The 24,118-nt window shown below is 38.5% G+C and carries 28 protein-coding genes and 1 tRNA gene; 21 read left to right on the top strand and 8 right to left on the bottom strand.

All coding sequences use genetic code 11. The annotated features are described in order from the left end of the window. Nucleotides 1-80: 80 nt before the first annotated feature. From hprK to AAG068_RS25705, 12 genes are all read left to right on the top strand, one after another. Nucleotides 81-1,010, top strand: coding sequence for an HPr(Ser) kinase/phosphatase (gene hprK / locus AAG068_RS25760; protein WP_048528164.1), 930 nt, complete (start codon nucleotides 81-83; stop codon nucleotides 1,008-1,010). Between the two features lie 24 nt (nucleotides 1,011-1,034). Next, on the top strand, nucleotides 1,035-1,847 hold the full coding sequence (gene lgt / locus AAG068_RS25755; RefSeq protein WP_000924238.1) for a prolipoprotein diacylglyceryl transferase: 813 nt from the start codon (nucleotides 1,035-1,037) through the stop codon (nucleotides 1,845-1,847). 67 nt (nucleotides 1,848-1,914) lie between these two features. Beyond that, nucleotides 1,915-2,565: a pyrophosphatase PpaX gene (gene ppaX, locus AAG068_RS25750; protein ID WP_342716317.1), complete on the top strand. Its 651-nt coding sequence runs from the start codon at nucleotides 1,915-1,917 to the stop codon at nucleotides 2,563-2,565. A 76-nt stretch (nucleotides 2,566-2,641) separates the two neighbouring features. Then, nucleotides 2,642-3,148 (top strand): acyltransferase, encoded by a 507-nt coding sequence (locus AAG068_RS25745; protein ID WP_342716316.1) that lies wholly within the window; start codon nucleotides 2,642-2,644, stop codon nucleotides 3,146-3,148. A gap of 145 nt (nucleotides 3,149-3,293) precedes the next feature. Further along, entirely contained in the window at nucleotides 3,294-4,805 is a 1,512-nt protein-coding gene (locus tag AAG068_RS25740) for a tetratricopeptide repeat protein (protein WP_342716315.1), read from the top strand. An 85-nt stretch (nucleotides 4,806-4,890) separates the two neighbouring features. Beyond that, nucleotides 4,891-5,847 (top strand): thioredoxin-disulfide reductase, encoded by a 957-nt coding sequence (gene trxB / locus AAG068_RS25735; RefSeq protein WP_342716314.1) that lies wholly within the window; start codon nucleotides 4,891-4,893, stop codon nucleotides 5,845-5,847. Between the two features lie 164 nt (nucleotides 5,848-6,011). After that, nucleotides 6,012-6,818, top strand: a complete 807-nt coding sequence (locus tag AAG068_RS25730) for a DUF368 domain-containing protein (protein WP_342716313.1) — start codon at nucleotides 6,012-6,014, stop codon at nucleotides 6,816-6,818. A gap of 228 nt (nucleotides 6,819-7,046) precedes the next feature. Continuing rightward, entirely contained in the window at nucleotides 7,047-7,505 is a 459-nt protein-coding gene (locus tag AAG068_RS25725) for an NUDIX hydrolase (protein WP_001190080.1), read from the top strand. A gap of 20 nt (nucleotides 7,506-7,525) precedes the next feature. Next, complete coding sequence (rapZ, locus tag AAG068_RS25720) at nucleotides 7,526-8,407, top strand: RNase adapter RapZ (protein WP_342716312.1); 882 nt, start codon at nucleotides 7,526-7,528, stop codon at nucleotides 8,405-8,407. Nucleotides 8,408-8,410: 3 nt separating this feature from the next. Continuing rightward, nucleotides 8,411-9,364, top strand: coding sequence for a gluconeogenesis factor YvcK family protein (locus AAG068_RS25715; RefSeq protein WP_342716311.1), 954 nt, complete (start codon nucleotides 8,411-8,413; stop codon nucleotides 9,362-9,364). Between the two features lie 89 nt (nucleotides 9,365-9,453). Continuing rightward, nucleotides 9,454-10,404 carry a DNA-binding protein WhiA gene (gene whiA, locus AAG068_RS25710; protein ID WP_097840930.1) on the top strand — a complete coding sequence of 317 codons (951 nt, stop codon included), beginning with the start codon at nucleotides 9,454-9,456 and terminating at the stop codon, nucleotides 10,402-10,404. Between the two features lie 23 nt (nucleotides 10,405-10,427). After that, entirely contained in the window at nucleotides 10,428-10,676 is a 249-nt protein-coding gene (locus AAG068_RS25705) for an HPr family phosphocarrier protein (protein ID WP_000250307.1), read from the top strand. A 404-nt stretch (nucleotides 10,677-11,080) separates the two neighbouring features. Here AAG068_RS25705 and clpP read toward each other — a convergent pair whose 3' ends face one another. The 8 genes from clpP to AAG068_RS25665 all read right to left on the bottom strand — a co-directional run bounded on the left by clpP (nucleotide 11,081) and on the right by AAG068_RS25665 (nucleotide 15,668). Further along, complete coding sequence (clpP, locus tag AAG068_RS25700) at nucleotides 11,081-11,662, bottom strand: ATP-dependent Clp endopeptidase proteolytic subunit ClpP (RefSeq protein WP_001049162.1); 582 nt, start codon at nucleotides 11,660-11,662, stop codon at nucleotides 11,081-11,083. A gap of 242 nt (nucleotides 11,663-11,904) precedes the next feature. Continuing rightward, nucleotides 11,905-12,774 carry a DUF421 domain-containing protein gene (locus AAG068_RS25695; RefSeq protein ID WP_000018935.1) on the bottom strand — a complete coding sequence of 290 codons (870 nt, stop codon included), beginning with the start codon at nucleotides 12,772-12,774 and terminating at the stop codon, nucleotides 11,905-11,907. 20 nt (nucleotides 12,775-12,794) lie between these two features. Further along, nucleotides 12,795-13,001 carry a DUF1657 domain-containing protein gene (locus tag AAG068_RS25690; RefSeq protein ID WP_000215916.1) on the bottom strand — a complete coding sequence of 69 codons (207 nt, stop codon included), beginning with the start codon at nucleotides 12,999-13,001 and terminating at the stop codon, nucleotides 12,795-12,797. Between the two features lie 11 nt (nucleotides 13,002-13,012). Beyond that, nucleotides 13,013-13,363 (bottom strand): stage V sporulation protein AE, encoded by a 351-nt coding sequence (gene spoVAE, locus AAG068_RS25685; protein WP_000575922.1) that lies wholly within the window; start codon nucleotides 13,361-13,363, stop codon nucleotides 13,013-13,015. Further along, nucleotides 13,360-14,376 (bottom strand): stage V sporulation protein AD, encoded by a 1,017-nt coding sequence (spoVAD, locus tag AAG068_RS25680; protein WP_342716308.1) that lies wholly within the window; start codon nucleotides 14,374-14,376, stop codon nucleotides 13,360-13,362. The genes spoVAE and spoVAD overlap by 4 nt, the downstream gene beginning before the upstream one ends. Next, nucleotides 14,377-14,853 (bottom strand): stage V sporulation protein AC, encoded by a 477-nt coding sequence (gene spoVAC, locus AAG068_RS25675; protein ID WP_000095399.1) that lies wholly within the window; start codon nucleotides 14,851-14,853, stop codon nucleotides 14,377-14,379. Between the two features lie 29 nt (nucleotides 14,854-14,882). Beyond that, on the bottom strand, nucleotides 14,883-15,368 hold the full coding sequence (locus AAG068_RS25670; protein ID WP_342716307.1) for a YhcN/YlaJ family sporulation lipoprotein: 486 nt from the start codon (nucleotides 15,366-15,368) through the stop codon (nucleotides 14,883-14,885). A 93-nt stretch (nucleotides 15,369-15,461) separates the two neighbouring features. After that, a complete protein-coding gene (locus tag AAG068_RS25665) occupies nucleotides 15,462-15,668 on the bottom strand; it encodes a DUF1657 domain-containing protein (protein WP_000216166.1) in 207 nt (68 codons plus the stop codon). A 205-nt stretch (nucleotides 15,669-15,873) separates the two neighbouring features. On the opposite strand from AAG068_RS25665, the gene AAG068_RS25660 reads away from it, so the two are divergent. The 9 genes from AAG068_RS25660 (at nucleotide 15,874) to gpmI (ending at nucleotide 24,113) form a co-directional block, all read left to right on the top strand. Beyond that, entirely contained in the window at nucleotides 15,874-16,227 is a 354-nt protein-coding gene (locus AAG068_RS25660; protein ID WP_342716304.1) for a YxeA family protein, read from the top strand. Between the two features lie 155 nt (nucleotides 16,228-16,382). Continuing rightward, a tRNA-Arg gene (locus AAG068_RS25655) sits at nucleotides 16,383-16,458 on the top strand. Between the two features lie 259 nt (nucleotides 16,459-16,717). After that, on the top strand, nucleotides 16,718-18,025 hold the full coding sequence (gene rpoN, locus AAG068_RS25650; protein ID WP_342716303.1) for an RNA polymerase factor sigma-54: 1,308 nt from the start codon (nucleotides 16,718-16,720) through the stop codon (nucleotides 18,023-18,025). 9 nt (nucleotides 18,026-18,034) lie between these two features. After that, nucleotides 18,035-18,280 (top strand): glutaredoxin family protein, encoded by a 246-nt coding sequence (locus tag AAG068_RS25645; protein WP_000869729.1) that lies wholly within the window; start codon nucleotides 18,035-18,037, stop codon nucleotides 18,278-18,280. A 135-nt stretch (nucleotides 18,281-18,415) separates the two neighbouring features. After that, nucleotides 18,416-19,444, top strand: coding sequence for a gapA transcriptional regulator CggR (cggR, locus tag AAG068_RS25640; protein ID WP_342716302.1), 1,029 nt, complete (start codon nucleotides 18,416-18,418; stop codon nucleotides 19,442-19,444). A gap of 26 nt (nucleotides 19,445-19,470) precedes the next feature. Beyond that, a complete protein-coding gene (gap, locus tag AAG068_RS25635) occupies nucleotides 19,471-20,475 on the top strand; it encodes a type I glyceraldehyde-3-phosphate dehydrogenase (protein WP_000161236.1) in 1,005 nt (334 codons plus the stop codon). 139 nt (nucleotides 20,476-20,614) lie between these two features. Next, nucleotides 20,615-21,799 (top strand): phosphoglycerate kinase, encoded by a 1,185-nt coding sequence (locus AAG068_RS25630; RefSeq protein ID WP_078417346.1) that lies wholly within the window; start codon nucleotides 20,615-20,617, stop codon nucleotides 21,797-21,799. A gap of 32 nt (nucleotides 21,800-21,831) precedes the next feature. Further along, a complete protein-coding gene (gene tpiA / locus AAG068_RS25625) occupies nucleotides 21,832-22,587 on the top strand; it encodes a triose-phosphate isomerase (RefSeq protein ID WP_001231037.1) in 756 nt (251 codons plus the stop codon). Next, nucleotides 22,584-24,113 carry a 2,3-bisphosphoglycerate-independent phosphoglycerate mutase gene (gene gpmI / locus AAG068_RS25620; RefSeq protein WP_342716298.1) on the top strand — a complete coding sequence of 510 codons (1,530 nt, stop codon included), beginning with the start codon at nucleotides 22,584-22,586 and terminating at the stop codon, nucleotides 24,111-24,113. Before tpiA ends, gpmI begins: the two co-directional genes overlap by 4 nt. Nucleotides 24,114-24,118 lie beyond the last annotated feature (5 nt).

Here is a 24,118-nt window from a genome sequence, read left to right as displayed (position 1 = left end):
AAAAAATGGTACAATATCCGGTAGAATGGAATTTTACATCAAATGAGACTGAACCCGCAGCGGAGTGGAGGTTTATACATATGCCGAAAGTAAGGACAAAAGATTTAATTGAACAATTTCAATTGGAGTTAATAAGTGGTGAGGAAGGAATTCATCGTCCGATTGATACAAGTGATTTATCACGACCTGGAATTGAAATGGCAGGATTTTTTACATATTATCCAGCTGATCGCGTGCAACTTCTTGGAAAGACGGAGCTTACGTTCTTTGACACGTTAACGACAGAGCAAAAACAAGAGAGAATGAAAGCGCTTTGTACTGAGGAGACGCCATGTATTATTGTAACTCGTAATCAAGATGTACCAGATGAGTTATTGCAAGCATCACGTGAATCAGGCATGCCTTTATTACGTTCTGCTCAAACGACAACAAGATTATCAAGTCGTTTAACAAATTATTTAGAAGGTAAGTTAGCGCCAACAACAGCTGTACATGGTGTGTTAGTGGATATTTACGGTGTTGGTGTTTTAATTACAGGCCAAAGTGGTGTCGGTAAAAGTGAGACAGCTCTTGAGCTTGTGAAGCGTGGTCACCGTCTTGTTGCGGATGATAGTGTAGAAATTCGCCAAGAAGATGAAGACACATTAGTAGGAAGCTCACCAGATTTAATTGAGCATTTATTAGAAATTCGTGGTCTAGGTATCATTAACGTTATGACGTTATTTGGTGCAGGGGCAGTGCGAAATTATAAGCGTATTACACTTGTTATTAATCTTGAAATTTGGGATCAAAAGAAAAATTACGATCGCTTAGGTCTTGATGAAGAGAAGATGAAGATTATTGATACAGAACTTACGAAGATTACACTTCCAGTTCGCCCTGGTCGAAACTTGGCTGTTATTATTGAAGTGGCAGCGATGAACTTCCGTTTAAAACGTATGGGAGTCAACGCAGCACAGCAGTTCTCTGAACGATTAATGAGTGCGATTGAGTTAGGAAATCAGGAGTAAACTTTGGAGAGGGAGGTCATACATATGCTGTTAGGTTCTGTACCACAGCTTGACCGCGTAGCTGTCCAACTTGGGCCGTTTCCTGTTTATTGGTACGGGATTATTATCGGTACAGGTGTGCTATTAGGTCTTTGGCTAGCAACTCGCGAGGGAGAAAGGCTAGGTATTCCAAAAGATACATTTGTTGACCTTGTATTAATTGCAGTACCGATCGCTATTCTATTTGCGAGAATGTACTATGTTATTTTTGAATGGGAATATTACGCGCAAAACCCGAGTCAAATTATTAATATTCGTCAAGGTGGATTGGCGATTCATGGTGGTTTAATCGGGGCTGTTATTACAGGGATTCTTTTTGCGAAACGCCGCGGGGTTTCATTCTGGAAGTTGGCTGATATTGCTGCGCCAAGTATTTTATTAGGACAAGCAATTGGCCGATGGGGAAACTTTATGAACCAAGAGGCACATGGTGATGAAGTAACGAGACAGTTTTTAGAAGGTCTTCATTTACCGGATTTCATTATTAATCAAATGTACATTGATGGTGTGTACTACCACCCGACGTTTTTATATGAATCATTATGGAATTTTGCGGGAGTAATTCTATTACTTGCATTACGCAAAGTGAACTTACGCCGCGGGGAACTATTCTTCACATATTTAATTTGGTATTCAATAGGACGCTTCTTTGTAGAAGGCTTACGTACAGATAGTTTAATGCTAGGACCACTTCGTATTGCACAAGTAATGTCAATTGGACTTGTTGTTATTTCTATTATTTTCATTATTGTGAGACGAAAAATGGGGCAAGCTGATAAAAGATATTCGGAAAATTAGAGAAAAGTAGCATCTTATTATGAGATGCTGCTTCTTTCATATTCAGGAAAGCGAAAGGACTAAGGCAATGAGAATAAATACAGTGTTATTTGATTTAGATGGAACTTTAATTAATACAAACGAACTTATTATTTCTTCTTTTTTACATGTGTTACATACATATTATCCAAATCAATATAAGCGTGAAGATGTATTGCCATTTATCGGTCCGTCTTTACATGACACTTTCAGCAAGATTGATGAAAACAAGGTTGAAGAGATGATCACGTCTTATCGTCAATTTAACCATGATCATCACGATGAACTAGTAGAAGAATATGAAACTGTATATGAAACAGTTCAAGAGTTGAAGAAGCAAGGTTATAAAGTTGGGATTGTTACAACGAAAGCGAGACAAACTGTTGAAATGGGATTAAAGTTTTCGAAGCTTGAGGAGTTTTTTGATGTTGTCGTGACAATTGATGATGTAGAGCATGTGAAACCACATCCAGAGCCACTTCAAAAAGCACTTCAGTTATTAGATGCGAAACCGGAAGAAGCATTGATGGTTGGGGATAACCATCATGATATTGTTGGTGGACAAAATGTGGGTACGAAAACAGCTGCGGTTTCATGGACACTGAAAGGTAGAGCGTATTTAGAGGCTTACAAGCCGAACTTTATGTTAGATAAAATGAGTGATTTACTACCGATTTTATCTAATATGAACCGTTCATAAAGGTCCAAGTAAGTTAGTAGGGGATATGTTTCTCTACTAACTTACAGTTTCACTTTTTAGTAGAGGAGCGAGCTAAGTGCGACGGACAACGCGCTATCCCGTTTCGGGAGAGAATTCATTATGGAATGTGTATAAAACAGTGTCTTTTTGGAAGGTAATGAAGAATTTTATTATTATCCAGATCGCTCGTTATACACCATTTTTATCCGTCAAGAATTGGCTGTACCGTACATTTTTACGGATGAAGGTAGGAAAGAAAACATCGTTCGCGCTTATGGTAATGCCGGACATTATGTTCCCAGAAAAGATAACTGTGGGAGAAAATTCAATTGTTGGCTATAATACAACGCTTTTAGCACATGAATATTTAATTCGAGAATATCGACTTGGAGAGATCGTCATTGGAAACGAAGTGATGATTGGAGCAAATACAACGATATTACCAGGTGTTAAGATTGGAGATGGCGCAATCGTTTCAGCTGGCACACTTGTTCATAGAGATGTACCAAGCGGCGCTTTCGTGGGTGGAAATCCAATGCGTGTTATTTATACAAAAGAAGAAATGGATGCTAGAGAAGGTTGATGCTAAAAATGTAACATTTCTCTTCTTTTTTAATGCATAAAAAGGAAATAATTGAGTATAATATACTGTTTTGTTTTTTACGGAATCGTTTATACTTATAGATAGAAGAATGTGTGAACGAAGAAAACAAAAAACTGGAGGATATATGGGGAAAAATCAAAGAATATATAAGGAGAACGGACAAGTTATCTCTTTTAATCAATTAGCGGACTTCTTTTATAAAAAAGGGATGAGGGCTTACAAAGGACAAAAATTGCAAGATGCAATTAAATATTTTCGAAGAGCGGCACAAAGTGAGAAGGAGCCGTTTATTTTATGCCAATTAGCAACAGTATTATCTGAGGCTGGTGAATATCAAGAATCGAATCAAACCTTCTTAAAGTTAGTTAGATCTAACCCTGAACTTGAACAATGCTATTATTTTATTGCAAATAACTATGCATATATGGGGCTATTTCAGCAGGCGAAAAAATATGCGGAGCGTTATTTAGAAGTGGCGGAAGAGAAGGAATTCGTTGAAGATACATTAGAATTACTTGAAATTATGGAAGAAGAAGCGATGGGTGCAGAAGAGATTGAGGATGAAGATGATTTAATTGTTATGCAGGAAGAAGCGAATCGTTATATTCGTAACGGACAATTGGAAGAAGCAATTACTACATTAGAAATTGTTACGAAAGATTATCCGGAATTTTGGTCGGGGCATAATAATTTAGCCATTGCGCATTTTCAATCTGGCAATGTAGATAAGGCACTAAAGTTAACGGAAATGATTTTAGAGAAAAATCCTGGTAATATACATGCACTCTGTAATACGCTTATTTTTCTATATTCAATTGGAGAGCATAAACAAGTAGAAGCGTTAGCTGCTCAGTTAGTTGCAGTATATCCAATTTCATTTGAACATCGTTTGAAACTAGGAACGACACTTGCAACAATTGGTCATTTCGAGTATGCGTATAAATGGTTCAAAGTATTAAAACGTCAAGGATACGAGGGAGACGTTAGTTTCTATTATTGGTTTGCATATTCTGCTTATATGGTGAAAGATCAGCAAGTAGCGGAAAAAATGTGGCAACATGTTGTAGAATTGCACCCTGATAAAAAGGGGAAAGAGCCGTGGAATGCGCTAAATTTAGCGGATGAAGGACAAAACGTGTTATTTGAAGAATTACGAAAATCATTTCAGCAAAGTGCGACGCTAGAGGAACAAATGCTAGCTTTATATTTAATGAATGAATTATCAACGCCGGAGAAGGTGGGATTCTTCTTTGATGTAACGCAAGCGAAGAATGGTGTTCCAATCGTATCGCAACTTGCAAAGTATTTCTTTTTACTTAATAGCCATAAGAGCATTCCAGCTGATTTACAGCAATTTGAACAGTGCGCGCGAATTGCGGATGCTTTATACAATTATACGAAAAAAGATGATGAATTAATCGAAGAGTGTTTACAATTTTGGTTCTGTACGTTCATACGTTTATATACATCTGGAGCAGTTTTTACAAATGTATACGGTTGGTCAGCTGCGGTTGAATATATCGTACGCAGCGAACAAGGAAATAAGATGACACAGTCGGAGCTTGGAGATGTATATAATGTATCTGTAGCGACTGTTCGAAAGTATGTGCAGGCTGTTAAACGTACGCACACATAAGATAAGCAAATCATTGGGAAAAAAATGATGCTAACAGTATAATGAGGGTAACTTAATTGTGTAGGAATGAATAGGAGTGAATGGTGTGTCAGAAGAAAAAATTTATGATGTCATTATTATTGGTGCAGGACCAGCTGGTATGACAGCTGCAGTATATACATCTCGTGCGAATTTAAGCACATTAATGCTTGAACGCGGTATTCCAGGTGGCCAAATGGCAAACACAGAAGATGTAGAAAACTACCCAGGTTATGAGTCTATTTTAGGACCAGACTTATCAAATAAAATGTTCGAGCATGCGAAGAAATTTGGTGCTGAATATGCATACGGTGATGTGAAAGCAGTCGTCGATGGTAAAGAATACAAAACAATTATTGCTGGTAAAAAAGAATATAAAGCACGTGCAATTATCGTTGCAAGCGGTGCAGAATATAAAAAAATTGGAGTGCCAGGTGAAGCTGAACTTGGCGGCCGCGGTGTATCATATTGTGCAGTATGTGACGGCGCATTCTTTAAAGGGAAAGAACTTGTAGTTATTGGCGGCGGAGATTCTGCTGTTGAAGAGGGTGTGTTCTTAACACGCTTCGCATCAAAAGTAACGATCGTTCACCGTCGTGACACGCTTCGTGCACAGAAAATTTTACAAGATCGTGCTTTCCAAAATGAGAAAGTAGATTTCATTTGGAACCACACGATTAAAGAAATTAACGAAGCAAGTGGTAAAGTAGGAAGTGTAACACTTGTAGACGTAAACAGTGGAGAAGAGAAAGAAGTCAAAACTGACGGCGTATTCGTATACATCGGTATGTTACCATTATCAAAACCATTTGTTGAACTAGGTATTACAAATGAAAATGGTTACCTTGAAACAAATGAGCGTATGGAAACGAAAATTCCTGGTATTTTCGCAGCTGGAGATGTTCGTGAAAAAATGCTACGTCAAATTGTAACTGCAACAGGTGACGGTAGTATCGCAGCACAAAGTGCACAGCATTACGTTGAAGAATTATTAGAAGAACTAAAAACCGTATCAGAAAAATAAGGAATAACATACCTTTTGAGAAGAAAGCTACAGATAGGAGCTTTCTTCTTTTTTTGTGTGAAAATGTCAAAGTTTTGTCAAAAAATATCGGTATTATAAGATTTCTTATTGATATACTGAACTTTACGGAAAAATCACTATAAGAAATGAGGAATTTATTCAGTATGGAATGGCGTAATATATATCGTGGATTTTGTATGGGCGTTAGTGATTTAATTCCTGGTGTGAGCGGCGGTACAATCGCTGTTGTGTTAGGGATTTATGAACAATTGCTTGCAGCAATTAGTGGGTTCTTTAGTCGTGAATGGAAAAAGCATTTAGGATTTTTAATTCCCCTTGCAGCTGGTGTGGCGGCAGCGTTTTTAACGTTAAGTCACGTTATTAAATATTTACTTGCAAATCATTATGAACCGACTCAATTTTTCTTCCTCGGTTTAATTATTAGTATATTACCGATGTTAATGAGGGAAGCTGATGCAAAGTCGTCGTTTAAAGGTAAGCACATTGTTTTATTAATAGTTGCAGCAATTCTTGTTGCAATCACAGCTTTTTTTAAACCAGATAAGACAGCAGATCCAATTACAACGTTAACAATTTTAAATGCAATTGGTTTGTTTTTTGCAGGGTGGATGGCTAGTATGGCTATGTTGCTTCCTGGAATTAGCGGATCATTTATTTTATTAATTATTGGTGTGTATCCGACAGCAATTAATGCTTTAACTACACTGAACTTACCTTTAATTCTAGTTATCGGTGCTGGTGTTATGGTAGGGTTCGTTGTAAGTAGTAAAGGAATTAGTTTCTTATTAGATCGTTATAAAAGTATGACATTTGCGGCAATTATTGGACTTGTTATCGGCTCGATTGTGATTGTGTTCCCCGGTATTCCGACTGGTGGATTCTCAATTATAAGTTCAATTATTACCTTTATTTTAGGACTTGCGATTGTTACTTATTTCGGTAAGAAGTAAGGGCTCTAATCCCCTTGGCGATAAAAGTCGTTAAGGGGATTTTTCATGCTATTCACTGAAAGTCCAGGCATTTACATTGCTTGTTATAAAAAGCTTTTTTAAAATTGTTGAGTAGCAGTGCTTAGCGAAAGGGAGACTGGCTCCTTCGTTGTAGCAAACTGTTTTTGATAGTATAATGAAATGAGTATGCAGTGAGAAATTTACTGCAAGTAGCTGAGGTGAAGAAACATGCAAAGAGTGACAAACTGTGTGTTAATTAGAGATAATGAAGTACTCTTACTTCAAAAACCTCGCCGGAATTGGTGGGTTGCACCAGGCGGGAAAATGGAGCGTGGGGAGACTGTAAGAGATTCCGTTGTTCGCGAGTATCGTGAAGAAACAGGTATTTATTTAAAGAACCCAGCGTTAAAGGGGGTCTTCACCTTTGTCATCCAAGAAGGTGATAAAGTTGTTTCTGAATGGATGATGTTCTCCTTTTTAGCGACAGATTTTGCAGGAGAAAACAAACTAGAGAGCGAAGAAGGCATCATTGGTTGGCATACATTTGATAAAATTGATGATTTAGCAATGGCACCAGGAGATTATCACATTATTGATTATTTAATTAAAGGAAATGGCATAATCTACGGTACATTTGTATATACCCCAGATTTTGAGTTGCTTTCATATCGATTAGATCCGAGTTAAACCGTCAAGGAGAGGATACGATGACAGAGAATAATGATATAAAAATGGTAATTATTACAGGAATGTCTGGAGCAGGAAAGACAGTAGCCTTGCAAAGTTTTGAAGATTTAGGATATTTCTGTGTAGATAATTTACCACCGATGTTATTGCCAAAGTTTATTGAGCTTATGGCGGATTCAAAAGGGAAAATGAATAAAGTAGCACTTGGCGTTGATTTACGTGGCCGAGAATTTTTCGAACATTTATGGGGAGCACTTGATGATTTATCAGAACGTACATGGATTATTCCTCATATTTTATTCTTAGATGCGAAAGATGGCACGCTTGTAACTCGTTATAAAGAAACGAGACGTTCGCATCCACTTGCACCAACTGGTTTGCCGTTAAAGGGAATCGAGATGGAGCGCAACTTATTAACTGATATGAAGGCACGAGCGAATATTGTGCTTGATACATCGGATTTAAAACCGAAAGAATTACGTGAAAAAATTGTTCACCTGTTTTCAACTGAAACGGAGCAAGCATTTCGTGTAAATGTTATGTCATTTGGATTTAAGTACGGCATTCCAATTGATGCAGATTTAGTGTTTGATGTTCGTTTTTTACCAAATCCATACTACATTCCACATATGAAGCCATTAACAGGACTAGATGAAGAAGTTTCATCGTATGTGCTGAAATTTAATGAGACGCATAAGTTTTTAGAGAAATTGACGGATCTTATCACTTTCATGCTGCCTCATTATAAAAGAGAAGGTAAGAGTCAACTTGTAATTGCAATTGGATGTACAGGTGGGCAGCATCGTTCTGTTACGCTTACAGAATACCTTGGGAAACATTTGAAACCAGAGTATAGCGTTCATGTATCTCATCGTGATGTGGAGAAGAGAAAGGGCCATTAAGGGATGAAAAAAGAGAGAAAACCTAAAATTGTTATCATGGGAGGCGGTACTGGACTCTCTGTATTATTGAGAGGATTAAAACAATATCCAGTTGATATTACAGCAGTTGTTACAATCGCTGATGATGGTGGCAGTTCAGGTAGATTACGTGATGAGCTAGAAATTCCACCTCCAGGTGACATTCGTAACGTACTTGTTGCGTTATCAGATGTAGAGCCACTGGTGGAAGCTTTATTTCAGCATCGTTTCACAACGGGAGATGGGCTGAAAGGTCATGCGTTAGGAAATTTATTGTTGGCAGGTATGACCTCGATTACAGGAGACTTTTTCCACGCGATTACGGAAACGAGCAAAGTGTTAAATGTTAGAGGACGTGTATTACCGGCAGCGAATCAAAGTGCAGTACTGCATGCGGAACTAGAAGATGGAGAAATTGTAACAGGTGAATCAAAGATTCCTTATTACGGGAAGAAGATTAACCGTGTCTTTTTAACTCCAGAAGATGTAGAGCCGTTACATGAAACGTTGACTGAGATTAAACGAGCTGATTTACTTGTTTTCGGCCCAGGAAGTTTGTATACGAGTATATTACCGAATTTAGTTGTTAACAAAATCGGGGACGCTGTTCTCGCTGCAAAAGCGAAGAAGGTATATGTGTGTAATGTTATGACGCAAGCTGGTGAAACGATGGGATATACTGCGTTTGACCATGTGCAGGCGTTACATGATCATTTAGGTAAACCATTTATCGATACTGCAATTGTAAATAACCGTGATATTCCTTGTGAATTACGTCAGTTATATGAGGAAGAAATGTCAGCACCAGTTGTAGTAGATGAAGAACGTTTTACTGAAAACAATATTGATGTTATTCAAGATAAATTAGCGAAGTATGATGACCGTGTTGTAAGACACGATACATTAAAACTAGCTTCTATTTTATATTCACTGTTGTAGATGTGCGTTGCCTCATTTGAGGTAACGCTCCTCGTTTCATATAGGACAAGATTTTTGTTCCACAATAATCGTATAAGGAGGTGTTGGCTGTGTCATTTGCATCAGAAACAAAGAAAGAGTTGACGAATCTAGAGGTGAAGGAATGCTGTGAGAAAGCAGAATTATCAGCGTTACTTCGCATGAACGGATCGCTTTCTTTTTCAAATCGTCGTCTATCTATCGATATTCAAACGGAAAATGCGGCAATTGCAAGAAGGATTTATACGCTTTTGAAAAAAGGATATGACGTGACGGTAGAATTGCTTGTTCGTAAAAAAATGCGATTGAAGAAAAATAACGTATATATCGTACGACTCGTTGAGAAATCTCGCGAAATATTAGCTGATCTTCATATCGTGCGAGATGACTTTTCATTTATTCGAAATATATCGCAAGAATTAATTGAGAAGAAATGTTGTAAACGATCGTATTTACGCGGTGCATTTTTAGCAGGTGGTTCAGTAAATAACCCAGAAACATCATCTTATCATTTAGAGATCTTTTCGTTATATAAGGAACATAATGATGCTATATGTGAATTGATGAACGGATTTGATTTAAATAGTAAGACGTTGGAAAGAAGAAAAGGGTACATTACGTATTTGAAAGAAGCAGAAAAAATTACAGAGTTTTTAAATATTATAGGTGCTCATAATGCACTTTTAAGATTTGAAGACATTCGAATCGTACGTGATATGCGTAATTCTGTAAATCGTTTAGTGAACTGCGAAACAGCTAATTTAAATAAAACAATTGGTGCAGCGCTAAGGCAGATTGAAAATATCCGCTACATTGATGAGACGGTTGGTCTTGATATATTGCCAGATAAACTACGAGAAATTGCGCAACTACGAAGAGATTATCAAGATGTAACATTGAAAGAGTTAGGTGAGATGGTATCCGGGGGGAAAATTAGTAAATCGGGTATTAATCATCGTTTGCGTAAAATCGATGATATTGCAGAGAAATTACGCGCGGGGGAAACGGTAGCAAAAAAATAAGAGGGTAAAGGGGAAATGGAGCTGTGGTTCAAAAAAGAGTTCAGGTTTCATTAAAAAACGGTTTACAAGCACGTCCGGCTGCGTTGTTTGTACAAGAGGCAAATCGCTTTCATGCGGATATCTTCATTGAGAAAGATGGAAAGACAGTAAATGCAAAGAGCATAATGGGGATTATGAGCTTAGCAATTGGAACTGGTAGCATGATAACAATTACAACAGAAGGTTCAGATGCAGAAGAAGCTTTAGAAGCATTAGCTGCATATGTACAATAAGAAGCTATCGCGCGTGTGCGATAGCTTTTTTGTTGTTTTGGGCTTGTTGTTTGTTGGTGGGGGTGAGGGTATGTAGGGGCGCGTGCTTGTCGAGAATTGTCGGTAAGTCGATAAGTTGTGTGGAATCGTCGATATATTGAAATAATCGCCGATATAATTGGAGTTACGGTCGATATATTTGAAAAATCGCCGATATATTTAAGGTGATACTAGGTGGGGTATGTGAGCGGAGAACAACATATAAAAAAAGCGCCCTGTTATAGGGCGCTTTCGCTTTTAGTGTATCTAGCTCCAGCGGCTAGAATCTTCGGTTGTTTCGCTTTTACATTCGAGGAAAAAAGCGCCTCGGATGTAAAAGCTCCAACACCCTGCGATTTTGAACGAGCCGCTTTCACTTTTAAGTATTAACGATTTGTAAAGATCTTATCGATTAAACCGTATTCTAAAGCTTTTTCTGCTGTCATGAAGTTGTCGCGGTCTGTGTCGCGTTGTAGTACTTCAAGTGGTTGACCTGTGCGGTCAGCAAGAATTTGGTTTAGTTTTTCACGTAAGAATAGGATACGTTTAGCAGCGATTTCGATTTCAGTCGCTTGACCTTGTGCTCCACCAAGTGGTTGGTGAATCATTACTTCACTGTTTGGAAGTGCATAACGTTTTCCTTTTTCACCTGCTGCAAGTAAGAATGCACCCATAGATGCAGCCATACCGATACAGATTGTTGATACTTGTGGTTTAATAAACTGCATTGTATCGTAAATTGCCATACCTGCTGTGATAGAACCACCAGGGCTGTTGATGTAGATGTGAATATCTTTTTCTGGATCTTGAGATTCCAAGAATAAAAGCTGGGAGACGATTGAGTTAGCTACGTTGTCATCAATTGCACTACCAAGCATAATGATGCGGTCTTTTAATAGTCGAGAGTAAATATCGTAAGCGCGTTCTCCACGATTTGTTTGTTCAATTACTGTAGGAATTAAATTCATCTGTTATTTCCTCCTTCTAAAGCTTTATTAGTCTTATAATACAATTATGGTCAATAAAGGTCAAACGAAACCACTTTAAATCAAAAAAAATATGTAGTTGTACCATGAAATATTCGCTATGTTTTTGAAATTCCCTGCTTATGTATCTTCAACATCATAACCGAATCACATAAATTTAAACGTTATAAAAACTGTAGAAAAAAAGAAAAGAACGCCTTTTTACTGAAGCGTTCTTTCGATATTTATTCTTTTAAAAGATAGGTTACTTTATTTAAAATCTTTTCGATTTGTTTCGCGTTTTTACTATACATTTCGCTCGCTGATTTCGACTTTGTTTCTAGGGAAAATAGTTCAAGATCAGCATGACATTTTTTTAAAGATGCTAATAATAAAGGTTTGTTTTGAGGAGAAGGCATTTGTAGTTTGTCATTATAAATGTCGATAGTAAGTTGTCCATATGAATCAACTTGACCGAGAAAGACGTTTTCGATGACAACACCGAGTTTTTCTAATTCAGAATGTAACCAAGCACGGTTATGCCCGCTTGCTGAAAGTGGTTCATCTAGTACATTTCCATCCATAATAACAGTTTGTGGTTCTTTTTCATTCGGCACTTTTAAACCGAGATCTTTTGCAGTAAGTGGCTGAGAATCTTTCTTTAATAATACATTTAATTCTCCACTCGGTTCTAAGACAGCAAATTCAACTTCAGCTATACTGAATGCACCATTCCCTCTAAGAAGTTCAAGTAACTCATCACTTGTATATTTTTCTTGTTTTAAATTATCCTCAAGTACTTTGCCATCCTTTATTAAAACTGTAGACTTCCCTTCAAAAAAATCTCTAGCAGTTTTGTTTTTTAGGGAGAGAATTCCGACAAAGAAGGGTACTGAGGCGAAAATAAGTATGGCAAAGACACCATGGAAAAACTTTTGATCAAGCCCTGTAGCTATTTGAGCAGCGATATCACCGATTGTCATTCCCGCTATGTATTCAAAAAAGGAAAGTTGAGAGATTTGCCTTTTTCCTAAGCACTTTGTAATAGTGAATAAAATAATTAATATGAATACAGAGCGAAGGATGACAAGTGTCCATTCCGGTAGGTGAGACATAGTCATTTCCTCCAGTCTACTTAAAACCCTTTATATTGAGGTTCTTCACGTTCCAATACTGAAACTCTATCCTGTAAATCAGCGATGACGCTGTCCATTTCTAACATACATTCATGAAATACGCGTTTAGCCTCATCGTCTGTAGAATTTAGCGAAAGGGAACTTAAGCTTGCTTGAGCTCCCCTTACACTAGCAAGGCAAGTTTTAACGCTAGCGATAACTGTCATACAAACACCTCTTATCCTTTCGGTTTGAATAGCAGAGCTCCAATGAAGCCGAAAATAATAGCTGCGGATACGCCAGCACTCGTTACTTTAAACATGCCGGTAATGACGCCGACGATGCCATGTTTTGCAGCTTCTTCCATTGCGCCGTGGACGAGGGCATTACCAAAGCTTGTAATGGGTACGGTTGCACCAGCACCTGCAAAGTCAATTAATGGTTCATATAGGTTGAATCCGTCCAGTATAGCGCCGACAACCACAAGTGTTGCCATTGTATGAGCAGGGGTTAGTTTGCCGACATCAAACATAAGTTGACCAATTACACATATGAGTCCGCCAATGACGAAAGCCCAGAAAAAAATCATTGCGTTGCACCTCCAAATTCAATCGAAACGGCGTGAGCGATACACGGAATCGTTTCTTCTTGTTGGAATGTAAGTGGAGATAGTAAAGCGCCTGTCGCAACGACGAGTATTTTTTTGAACTCTCCTCTTTTCATCCGGTTTAATAAATGACCGTACACGACTGTTGCGGAACATCCTGGTCCACTAGCACCAGCTATGACTGGTTGTCCCTCCCTATAAATGAGTAGTCCGCAATCTTGAAACTGTTCGCTCGTTACTTTCGCTCCGTGTTTATGTAGTAAGTCATAAGCAATTTCGCGTCCTACATGGCCAAGATCGCCTGTTACGATTAAATCGTAGTAAGAGGCATCAATTTGACGTTCACGTAAATGAGCTTCAATTGTATCGACGGCAGCTGGAGCCATTGCGCCTCCCATATTAAACGGATCTGTTAATCCCATATCAACTACTCTTCCGATTGTGGCGGATGTTACCTGAGGACCGTGTCCAGTATCGCTTAAAATAGCAGCTCCGGCTCCGGTTACTGTCCACTGTGCAGTAGGTGGCTTTTGTCCACCGTATTCGGTAGGATAGCGGAATTGTTTTTCTACAGCAGTGTTATGACTTGATGCCCCGGTTAATAAATATTTTGCGCCTTTTGCATTTACGATACTTGCCCCAAGTGCTAAACCTTCCATAGAAGTAGAACAAGCGCCGAATAGTCCGAGATAAGGAGTGCCCAGTGTACGGCAAGCAAAGCTTGTAGGAGTAATTTGATTAATTAAATCTCCTGCAAGTACGAATTGAATATCGTCTTTACGAAGTTCTGCTTTTTCAGTGGCGCGGCTACAAGCTTCTTCAAATAAAATTTTATGTGCTTTTTCATAGGAATCCTGTCCGAGCCATAAATCTTCATGAAGGATATCAAAGTCTTCTGGAATTTTTCCTTTTGCTTCAAACGGCCCGCCGACGACTCCTGTCGAAATAATAACCGGTTTGTTTTCAAATACCCACGTTCGGTGTCCTTGTAACATTTATAGCCCTCCCCATTGAACGAGAATCGTTTTAATAAGTGCGATGACGAAAGCTGAAAATACACCAAATAAAATAACAGAACCAGCTAATTTGAACATATTACCGCCAACGCCAAGGACAAATCCTTCCGTTCGGTGTTCGATACATGCGGCAATAACAGAGTTACCAAATCCAGTAACAGGTACAGCTGTGCCTGCCCCGGCAAACTGCCCAAACCGATCGTATATACCAAATCCAGTTAATAACATGGAAATGAAAATGAGAGTTGCGACTGTTGGATTTCCTGCTGAGCGTTCAGTGAAATCAAAATATGTGATATAAAATGTAGAAATGAGTTGTCCAATGAAGCAAATAAAACCACCGACGAAAAAGGCTTTAATACAATTTTTTAAGACAGGACGCTTCGGTTCGCGTTCTTGTTCAAATTTTTTGTACTCCTGTTGTACAGGGGTTAAGTTCTTATCTTTACTAGACATTGCGATCCTTCCTTTTCTATTAAAAAGCGTTAAGTGTTAGACTCCATTTTTTTACCAATGAATTTTAATTGCTTATTAATTTCATCTTTAGATACTTCTTTTTCCTTAATTTTTCTTTCAAGCTTTTCAAGTAACATAAAGATTTTTTTATCTGTACTTACACGAACATCGAAAGTAGGATGCTCGTCACTTAGCTGTTTTTGAAGCTTCTTACGGAGCGGTTTTAATCCAAACCTTTCGTGATGCTCAGGTGTAACTGCTATATAGAGATCTAAATTTGAATTCACTGCTGTGCTTTTTATAATTTCATCCATAGCAAGAGCCCTTTTCTTGGCTCCTTGTGATATAGATTGATTAAAGGATTCCGTACTCGTCTTTGTTAATTCGGGACCTTTTTCTTTCTCTGTTCGTTTTGCCTCTTCCTTCACTTTTTTATCTAAGGGACTATTATCACACCCGGTAAAAGAGCTAAATAAAAGGGCAAATAATGCGGTTATGAGGCCGAGTTTTTGCATGATTATCATTCCGTTTCTATTGCAATATGTAATGTGATAGAAAAAGGATGACTGCATATCATCCTTTTTCTATTTCACAGCATGACGAATCCGTTATTGCTGTGAGTATTGTGGTTCTTCTTGTTGGACTTCTTCAACACGTGGGTTTAAAGAATCGATAATCGTTTGTGTTTGCTGCGCAGCTGTTTGGAAAAGTTGCTTTGCTTGTTGGTTATCCGTATCAAGAGCGAATCCCTCTAAGCTAGCTTGTGCACTTTTTAATCCAGAAACAGTTTGCTTTAGTTTCGTAATTACAGTCATTGAATGAAGCCCCCTTTGGAATATCAATTCAAAGATTATAATTTGTGAGTTCGGGTGAATTTATGATTGGAAAATTTAGGGGTGCTACATATATGGATTACAATTTTATAATGAATATGTAAGGATAAGCGATAGTGGACAAAAACTTTTTCTCTTAGAATAAAGAGAGTAAAGCAAGTTAAAAGGATGTTTGAAGGAGAGAAAAATGAAGAAATTATTATTAGGTTTAATTGGACTTTTTATATTAGTTATTGGTGTGGCAAGTGTTTCTCATAATGAGATAACAGATAGATATAACCCGCTTGTGAAAGAGGATTGGTTATATGTAAAAGCGAAAGAATCTGGCCGACTATCCAAAATCGGAGAGGTAGCTGGGGATTATAAACTTACTGGTTGTTACGCTTCGGGCGAAGGAAGAGACGTTAAGTTTTACGCACCTCGTGGGCTTCGAGAAGGAGCATATGTAAAGGTTAAAACGAAAGGCGAATATATTGAAACATACCAAGAAGTACAACCGAATGAAATTCCAAAAGAGATTAAAGAGAAGCTAGATAAATAAAGTGGATAAAAATTGCCTCCTAAGTGTAGAAATTTGGGGGCGTTTTTATGCAAAAAATAGCGTATATATAACGTGCAATCAAAGAGTTTTTATTGATTTAAATGGTTTTTATTGCTATTATTATGAAGAGAAAATGAAGTATATTTTATAATCATGCGCCCATAGCTCAGTCGGATAGAGCGGTGGTTTCCGGTACCACGTCTGCCGGGGGTTCGAATCCCTCTGGGCGCGTCAAAAAGTCCTAACTTACGTTTTGTAGGTTAGGACTTTTTTTATTTCCCTCTTGTTATATCTGATAATAAGAATTACTATTAGTACTTGATAATAATTTTTATAACTTATTATTTTCTTTCAATATTATTCAAATTTCGGTTGTAAGTTGTAAATCTCATTAATACATATAAATTAATAATATTTTGGAATGGGTGTCTGCGTGAGGATTCTCCTTTTACCAAACTTATTGTACAATAGAAACAAGGGGGAGATTAGTTTGAAGGCAAGTCTTTTACAAGAACAAAGCTTACGTTTGGCAATGACACAAGAGTTAAGGCAAGCGATTACAATGCTCCAGTATAATGTACAAGAATTATCGGAGTTTTTGTATGAGCAATCGTTAGAGAATCCCCTTATTGAGTTAGGTGGTTTTGAGAGGGAGAAGAAAAAGAGCTCTAACAACAGTAAAAGTACCAGCAAACAAGTCGAGAATCAGATGGAAATCTACAGTGTGGATTCCACAACAATTCAGCAACATTTATTAAATCAAATACAGTATTATAAAATAGAGGAAGAAGAGCGAAAAGTAGCTTCTTTCATTATTATGAACATGGATGGAAATGGATATTTACAAGAAACGAATGAAGAGTTAGCAAATCTTCTTTCCGCACCACTTCATGTAGTCGACCGCTCTGTAGAGCTTGTACAATCACTCGAGCCAGCAGGGGTAGGGGCGCGTAATATTCAGGAATGTCTAACCTTACAATTGAAGCGCTTACAAAGACGGAATGGATTAGCAGAAGAGGTTATAGAGGATCACTTCGCTTATTTTGTGAAGAAAGATTGGCGAAAGCTCGTTCAAGTGTTGAAATGTAGTAATGAGGAATTGCAAGCAGCGGTGAACTGTATTACGGCATTGCAACCAAAACCAGGTCTTGCGTTTTCTTCAGATAAACCACTTTATATTGTGCCTGATATGGCTGTGAAAAAAGATGGCGATCGTCTCGTTCTACAAATGAATGAGAGAAATATGCCAAGAATCGAAATTCATTCTGAATATAGTGCGCTACTTAATAATAGTGAAAGTGAAGTAGCATCTTACGTATCAGAAAAGTATCAGCATGTGCAGTGGATTATGCGTAGTTTGAAACAGAGAAAACAAACACTTCTGCAAGTGATGACCATTATTATGGAAAAACAACGTGATTTCTTCTGGAAAGGTCCGGAGTATTTAAAGCCACTCGCTTTAAAAGAAGTAGCAGAAGAGTTAAGTGTGCATGAATCTACAATTAGCCGTGCAACGCGAAATAAATATGTGCAAACACCACACGGTTTATTTGAGATGAAATCGTTCTTTAGTAATGCCGTTTCAACTACTGAAGATGAAGCAGTTTCTACAAAACGTGTAAAACAATTTATTCAAATGCTTGTTGAGGCGGAGAATAAGAAAAAGCCACTTTCAGATCAAAAGATTTCAAAATTGTTAGAAGAAGAGCATGAAATCATTATTTCTCGAAGAACAGTAGCAAAGTATAGAGAACAAATGCATATTCCAGCGTCGTCATTACGAAAAACGATCGGATAGGTGAAGAAGATGAAAGTTGTACTGTATACAAAAAAAGATTGTGGCCTTTGCGTGAAGGCGAAACAAGTTTTACAGGAAGTACAATGTGAATATTCTTTTCAAATCGAGGAAATAGATATATATGAAGATAATGACCTTTTAGAAAAATACCACTTAATGATTCCGGTTGTAGAAATAGACGGAAAACAAGTAGAATATGGTAACATTCACAAAGGTGTCATAATAAACTATATAAAGAATGCAGTTAAGAGTTGAATAAGTTTCTATCTCCTGTTACAATAATACACGTAGCAGGGATTATTTTTTTAACCTATGTGGGACACAAAATGTCACTACGGGACGTAAAGTGACCACGAGGAAAAATGAACCAATGTAGTGAGGAGAAAAGATATGCGCTCATGGATTCAGAATACAAAAAAATTATTACCTGATCTGCTACCTGTTATGCAAACGAGAATGCAGATTCTTCAATACATTAGGCTCATGCAGCCGATTGGAAGAAGAAACTTATCAGCAAGTCTCGGTATGACAGAACGAGTATTGCGAAGTGAAGTTCAAGTTTTAAAAGAACAAAACTTAGTTCACGTCGCTTCTTCTGGAATGACTTTGACAGAAGAAGGAACAGCTTTAGTTCTTGCTTTGGAAGACTTTATGAAAGAAATTTCCGGGTTAAAGGTTTTAGAAAAGCAACTTAAGGAAACATTAGACTTGGATGAAGTTTTCGTTGTCCCTGGTGATAGTGATGAATCGCCGTGGGTCAAACTGGAGATGGGCCGTGCTTGTGTGACTTGTATAAAAGACCGTCTGACAGCGAATAATATCGTTGCTGTGGCTGGAGGAACTACGCTAGCTGCTGCTGCGGACATGATGCAGCTTGATTGCAAAGATTTACATATGCTATTTGTCCCAGCACGTGGTGGGATTGGAGAAGGCGTCGAATTAGAAGCCAACACCATTTGTGCCAAAATGGCGCAAAATACGATGAGTAATTATCGCTTATTGTATGTTCCAGACCATGTTAGTAGCGAAGCATATGCGTCTATTGTGACAGAGCCTTCCGTGAAAGAAGTTCTTGAGTTGATTCGATCTTCCAATATCGTCATTCATGGAATAGGTGATGCGTTAACAATGGCACGTCGCAGAAATACTTCAGAAGCAGATTGGTTAAAGATTCAAGCAAGCGAAGCAGTTGGCGAGGCTTTCGGTTACTACTTTAATGAACAAGGACATGTTGTTCATAAAGTAAGAACAGTTGGTATGCAACTTGAGGATTTACAAAATGTATCTCACGTTGTTGCAGTCGCTGGAGGTTCTTCAAAGGCAAAGGCAATACAGGCTGTAATTAAACAAGGGCACACTTCAATTCTAATTACAGATGAAGGTGCAGCAAAACAGTTAACAAAGGGTATTACCCTTTAATATAATCCCCCAAGGAGGAAATTCAAATGACTAAAATTGGTATTAATGGATTTGGACGTATCGGACGTAACGTATTCCGCGCAGCTCTTAACAACTCTGAGGTAGAAGTAGTAGCAATCAACGACTTAACAGATGCTAAAACATTAGCTCACCTTTTAAAATATGACACAGTTCACGGAACTTTAAATGCAGAAGTATCTGCTAACGAAAACAGCATCGTTGTTAACGGTAAAGAAATTAAAGTTATCGCTGAGCGTGACCCAGCTCAATTACCATGGAGCGACTACGGAGTAGAAGTAGTAGTAGAATCTACTGGCCGTTTCACTAAAAAATCAGACGCTGAAAAACACTTAGGTGGATCAGTTAAGAAAGTTATCATCTCAGCTCCAGCTTCTGACGAAGATATCACTGTAGTTATGGGTGTTAACCACGAACAATACGATGCAGCTAACCACAACGTAGTATCTAACGCTTCTTGTACTACAAACTGTCTAGCTCCATTCGCTAAAGTATTAAACGAAAAATTCGGCGTAAAACGCGGAATGATGACAACAATTCACTCTTACACTAACGACCAACAAATCTTAGACTTACCACACAAAGATTTACGTCGTGCTCGTGCAGCAGCTGAAAACATGATCCCAACATCTACTGGTGCAGCTAAAGCTGTAGCATTAGTATTACCAGAACTTAAAGGTAAATTAAACGGTGGCGCTGTACGTGTTCCAACTGCTAACGTTTCTCTAGTTGACCTAGTTGTTGAACTTGACAAAGAAGTAACAGTTGAAGAAGTAAATGCAGCATTCAAAGCAGCAGCTGAAGGCGAATTAAAAGGTATCCTTGGATACAGCGAAGAGCCATTAGTATCTATCGACTATAACGGATGTACAGCTTCTTCTACAATCGATGCATTATCTACAATGGTAATGGAAGGTAACATGGTTAAAGTACTTTCTTGGTACGATAACGAAACTGGTTACTCTAACCGTGTAGTAGACTTAGCAGCTTACATGACTTCTAAAGGTCTTTAATTCTTAATTATATAAGCTATCAATGACAAAACGAGGGAGAGGGTTTGTTCCCTCTCTCTCTTCTTTCGTTTTAAAAGCAAATGTGTTAAGCTTTTGAGTGGGTTTTGTCAATCCTAACTAGTAGTCGGAGGGAAATCCAATGAACAAAAAATCAATTCGTGACGTAGATTTAAAAGGTAAGCGTGTATTTTGCCGCGTTGACTTCAACGTACCTATGAAAGAAGGCAAAATTACTGATGAAACTCGTATCCGTGCAGCTCTTCCTACAATTCAATATTTAGTAGAGCAAGGTGCGAAAGTTATTTTAGCAAGTCACTTAGGCCGTCCAAAAGGTCAAGTAGTAGAAGAAATGCGTTTAACTCCAGTGGCAGCACGTTTAGGCGAGCTTCTTGGTAAAGACGTTAAAAAAGCAGACGAAGCATTCGGACCAGTTGCACAAGAAATGGTTGCAGCAATGAACGAAGGCGACGTATTAGTTCTTGAAAACGTACGTTTCTATGCGGGCGAAGAAAAGAACGATGCAGAACTTGCGAAAGAATTTGCAGCTCTTGCTGATATCTTCGTAAACGATGCATTCGGTGCAGCTCACCGTGCTCACGCTTCTACAGCAGGTATCGCAGACTACCTACCAGCAGTATCTGGCTTATTAATGGAAAAAGAGTTAGAGGTACTTGGAAAAGCACTTTCTAACCCAGAACGCCCATTCACAGCTATTATTGGTGGTGCGAAAGTAAAAGATAAAATCGGTGTAATTCGTCATCTACTAGACAAAGTAGATAACTTAATCATCGGTGGCGGACTTGCTTACACATTCGTTAAAGCTTTAGGTCATGAAATTGGTCTATCTCTATGTGAAGACGACAAGATTGAACTAGCTAAAGAATTTATGCAACTTGCAAAAGAAAAAGGCGTAAACTTCTACATGCCAGTTGATGTTGTAATCACTGAGGAATTCTCTGAAACTGCAACAACTCAAATCGTTAATATCGATTCTATCCCTTCTAACTGGGAAGGCGTGGACATCGGTCCTAAAACACGTGAAATTTATGCAGATGTAATTAAAAATTCTAAGCTTGTTGTATGGAATGGACCAATGGGTGTATTCGAAATGACTCCATTCTCACAAGGTACAAAAGCAGTAGGACAAGCATTAGCAGATGCAGAAGGTACATACTCTGTTATCGGCGGTGGTGACTCTGCAGCAGCTGTTGAAAAATTCGGTATGGCTGATAAAATGAGCCACATTTCTACTGGCGGCGGTGCGTCATTAGAATTCATGGAAGGCAAAGAGCTTCCAGGTGTAGTTTGTCTTAACGACAAATAAGTAGCAGCCAAAGAAAAAGGACGGTGCAAAGCATGCGTAAACCAATTATCGCAGGTAACTGGAAAATGAATAAAACTCTATCTGAAGCAGTTAGCTTCGTAGAGGAAGTTAAAGGTCAAATCCCAGCAGCTTCAGCTGTTGATGCAGTAGTTTGCTCTCCAGCTCTATTCTTAGAGCGCCTTGTAGCAGCGACTGAAGGAACAGATTTACAAGTAGGTGCACAAAACATGCACTTCGAAAAAAATGGTGCATTCACTGGCGAAATTAGCCCAGTAGCACTTAGCGACTTAAAAGTAGGCTACGTAGTACTTGGCCACTCTGAGCGTCGTGAAATGTTTGCTGAAACAGATGAGTCAGTAAACAAAAAGACTATCGCAGCATTTGAACATGGTTTAACACCAATCGTATGTTGTGGTGAGACTTTAGAAGAGCGCGAAAGCGGAAAAACATTTGATCTAGTAGCAGGTCAAGTGACAAAAGCACTTGCAGGTTTAACAGAAGAGCAAGTTAAAGCAACTGTTATCGCTTATGAGCCAATCTGGGCTATCGGTACAGGTAAATCTTCTTCTTCTGCAGATGCAAACGAAGTATGTGCGCACATCCGTAAAGTTGTTGCAGAAGCTGTTTCTCCAGCAGCTGCAGAAGCTGTTCGTATTCAATACGGCGGTAGCGTAAAACCAGAAAACATTAAAGAGTACATGGCACAATCTGACATCGACGGCGCTTTAGTTGGCGGTGCTAGCTTAGAGCCTGCTTCGTTCTTAGGTCTTCTGGGGGCGGTAAAATGAGAAAGCCAACAGCTTTAATCATTCTTGACGGTTTCGGACTTCGTGAAGAAACTTACGGGAATGCTGTAGCACAAGCTAAGAAACCTAATTTTGATGGTTACTGGAACAAATTCCCTCACACAACGCTTACAGCTTGTGGTGAGGCAGTAGGTCTTCCAGAAGGTCAAATGGGTAACTCTGAGGTTGGTCACTTAAATATCGGTGCTGGCCGCATTGTATATCAAAGCTTAACACGCGTTAACGTTGCAATTCGTGAAGGTGAGTTCGATAAGAACGAAACGTTCCAAAGTGCAATTAAAAGCGTAAAAGAAAAAGGTACTGCACTTCATTTATTTGGTTTACTTTCTGACGGTGGTGTGCACAGTCACATGAACCACATGTTTGCTCTTCTTCGCTTAGCAGCTAAAGAAGGCGTTGAGAAAGTATACATTCATGCATTCTTAGATGGCCGCGATGTTGGACCAAAAACAGCACAAAGCTATATCGATGCAACAAATGAAGTAATTAAAGAAACAGGAGTAGGACAATTCGCGACTATCTCTGGTCGTTATTACTCCATGGACCGTGACAAGCGTTGGGATCGCGTAGAAAAATGTTACCGTGCTATGGTGAATGGTGAAGGCCCTACTTATAAATCAGCAGAAGAGTGTGTAGAAGACTCTTATGCAAATGGTATCTACGATGAATTCGTATTGCCGTCTGTAATTGTTAACGAAGATGACACGCCAGTTGCAACAATCAATGATGATGATGCAGTTATCTTCTATAACTTCCGTCCAGACCGTGCAATTCAAATTGCTCGTGTATTTACAAACGAAGACTTCCGTGAGTTCGATCGTGGTGAAAAAGTACCTCACATTCCTGAATTCGTTTGTATGACACATTTCAGTGAAACTGTAGATGGTTACGTGGCATTTAAGCCAATGAACCTTGATAACACATTAGGTGAAGTTGTTGCGCAAGCGGGATTAAAGCAACTTCGCATCGCGGAAACTGAAAAGTATCCGCACGTTACATTCTTCTTTAGCGGTGGTCGTGAGGCTGAATTCCCAGGAGAAGAGCGTATCTTAATTAACTCACCGAAGGTTGCAACGTATGACTTGAAACCTGAAATGAGCATTTACGAAGTAACGGACGCTTTAGTAAATGAAATTGAAAATGATAAACATGATGTTATCATTCTTAACTTTGCGAACTGTGATATGGTTGGCCATTCTGGGATGATGGAACCAACAATTAAAGCAGTAGAAGCAACTGACGAATGTTTAGGAAAAGTTGTAGAAGCGATTCTTGCAAAAGATGGTGTAGCACTTATTACTGCTGACCATGGTAATGCGGATGAAGAATTAACTTCTGACGGAGAGCCAATGACAGCTCATACAACTAACCCGGTTCCTTTCATTGTTACTAAGAACGACGTAGAATTACGTGAAGATGGTATCTTAGGTGATATCGCTCCAACAATGCTTACACTTCTTGGTGTTGAGCAACCGAAAGAAATGACAGGTAAAACAATTATTAAATAATTTGC

This window comes from Bacillus paramycoides, from assembly GCF_038971285.1.
In the GTDB taxonomy this organism is placed as follows: Bacteria; Bacillota; Bacilli; order Bacillales; family Bacillaceae_G; genus Bacillus_A.
The sequence above is the reverse complement of the archived record's forward strand: the minus strand, read 5'-3'. Positions and strand labels throughout refer to the sequence as shown.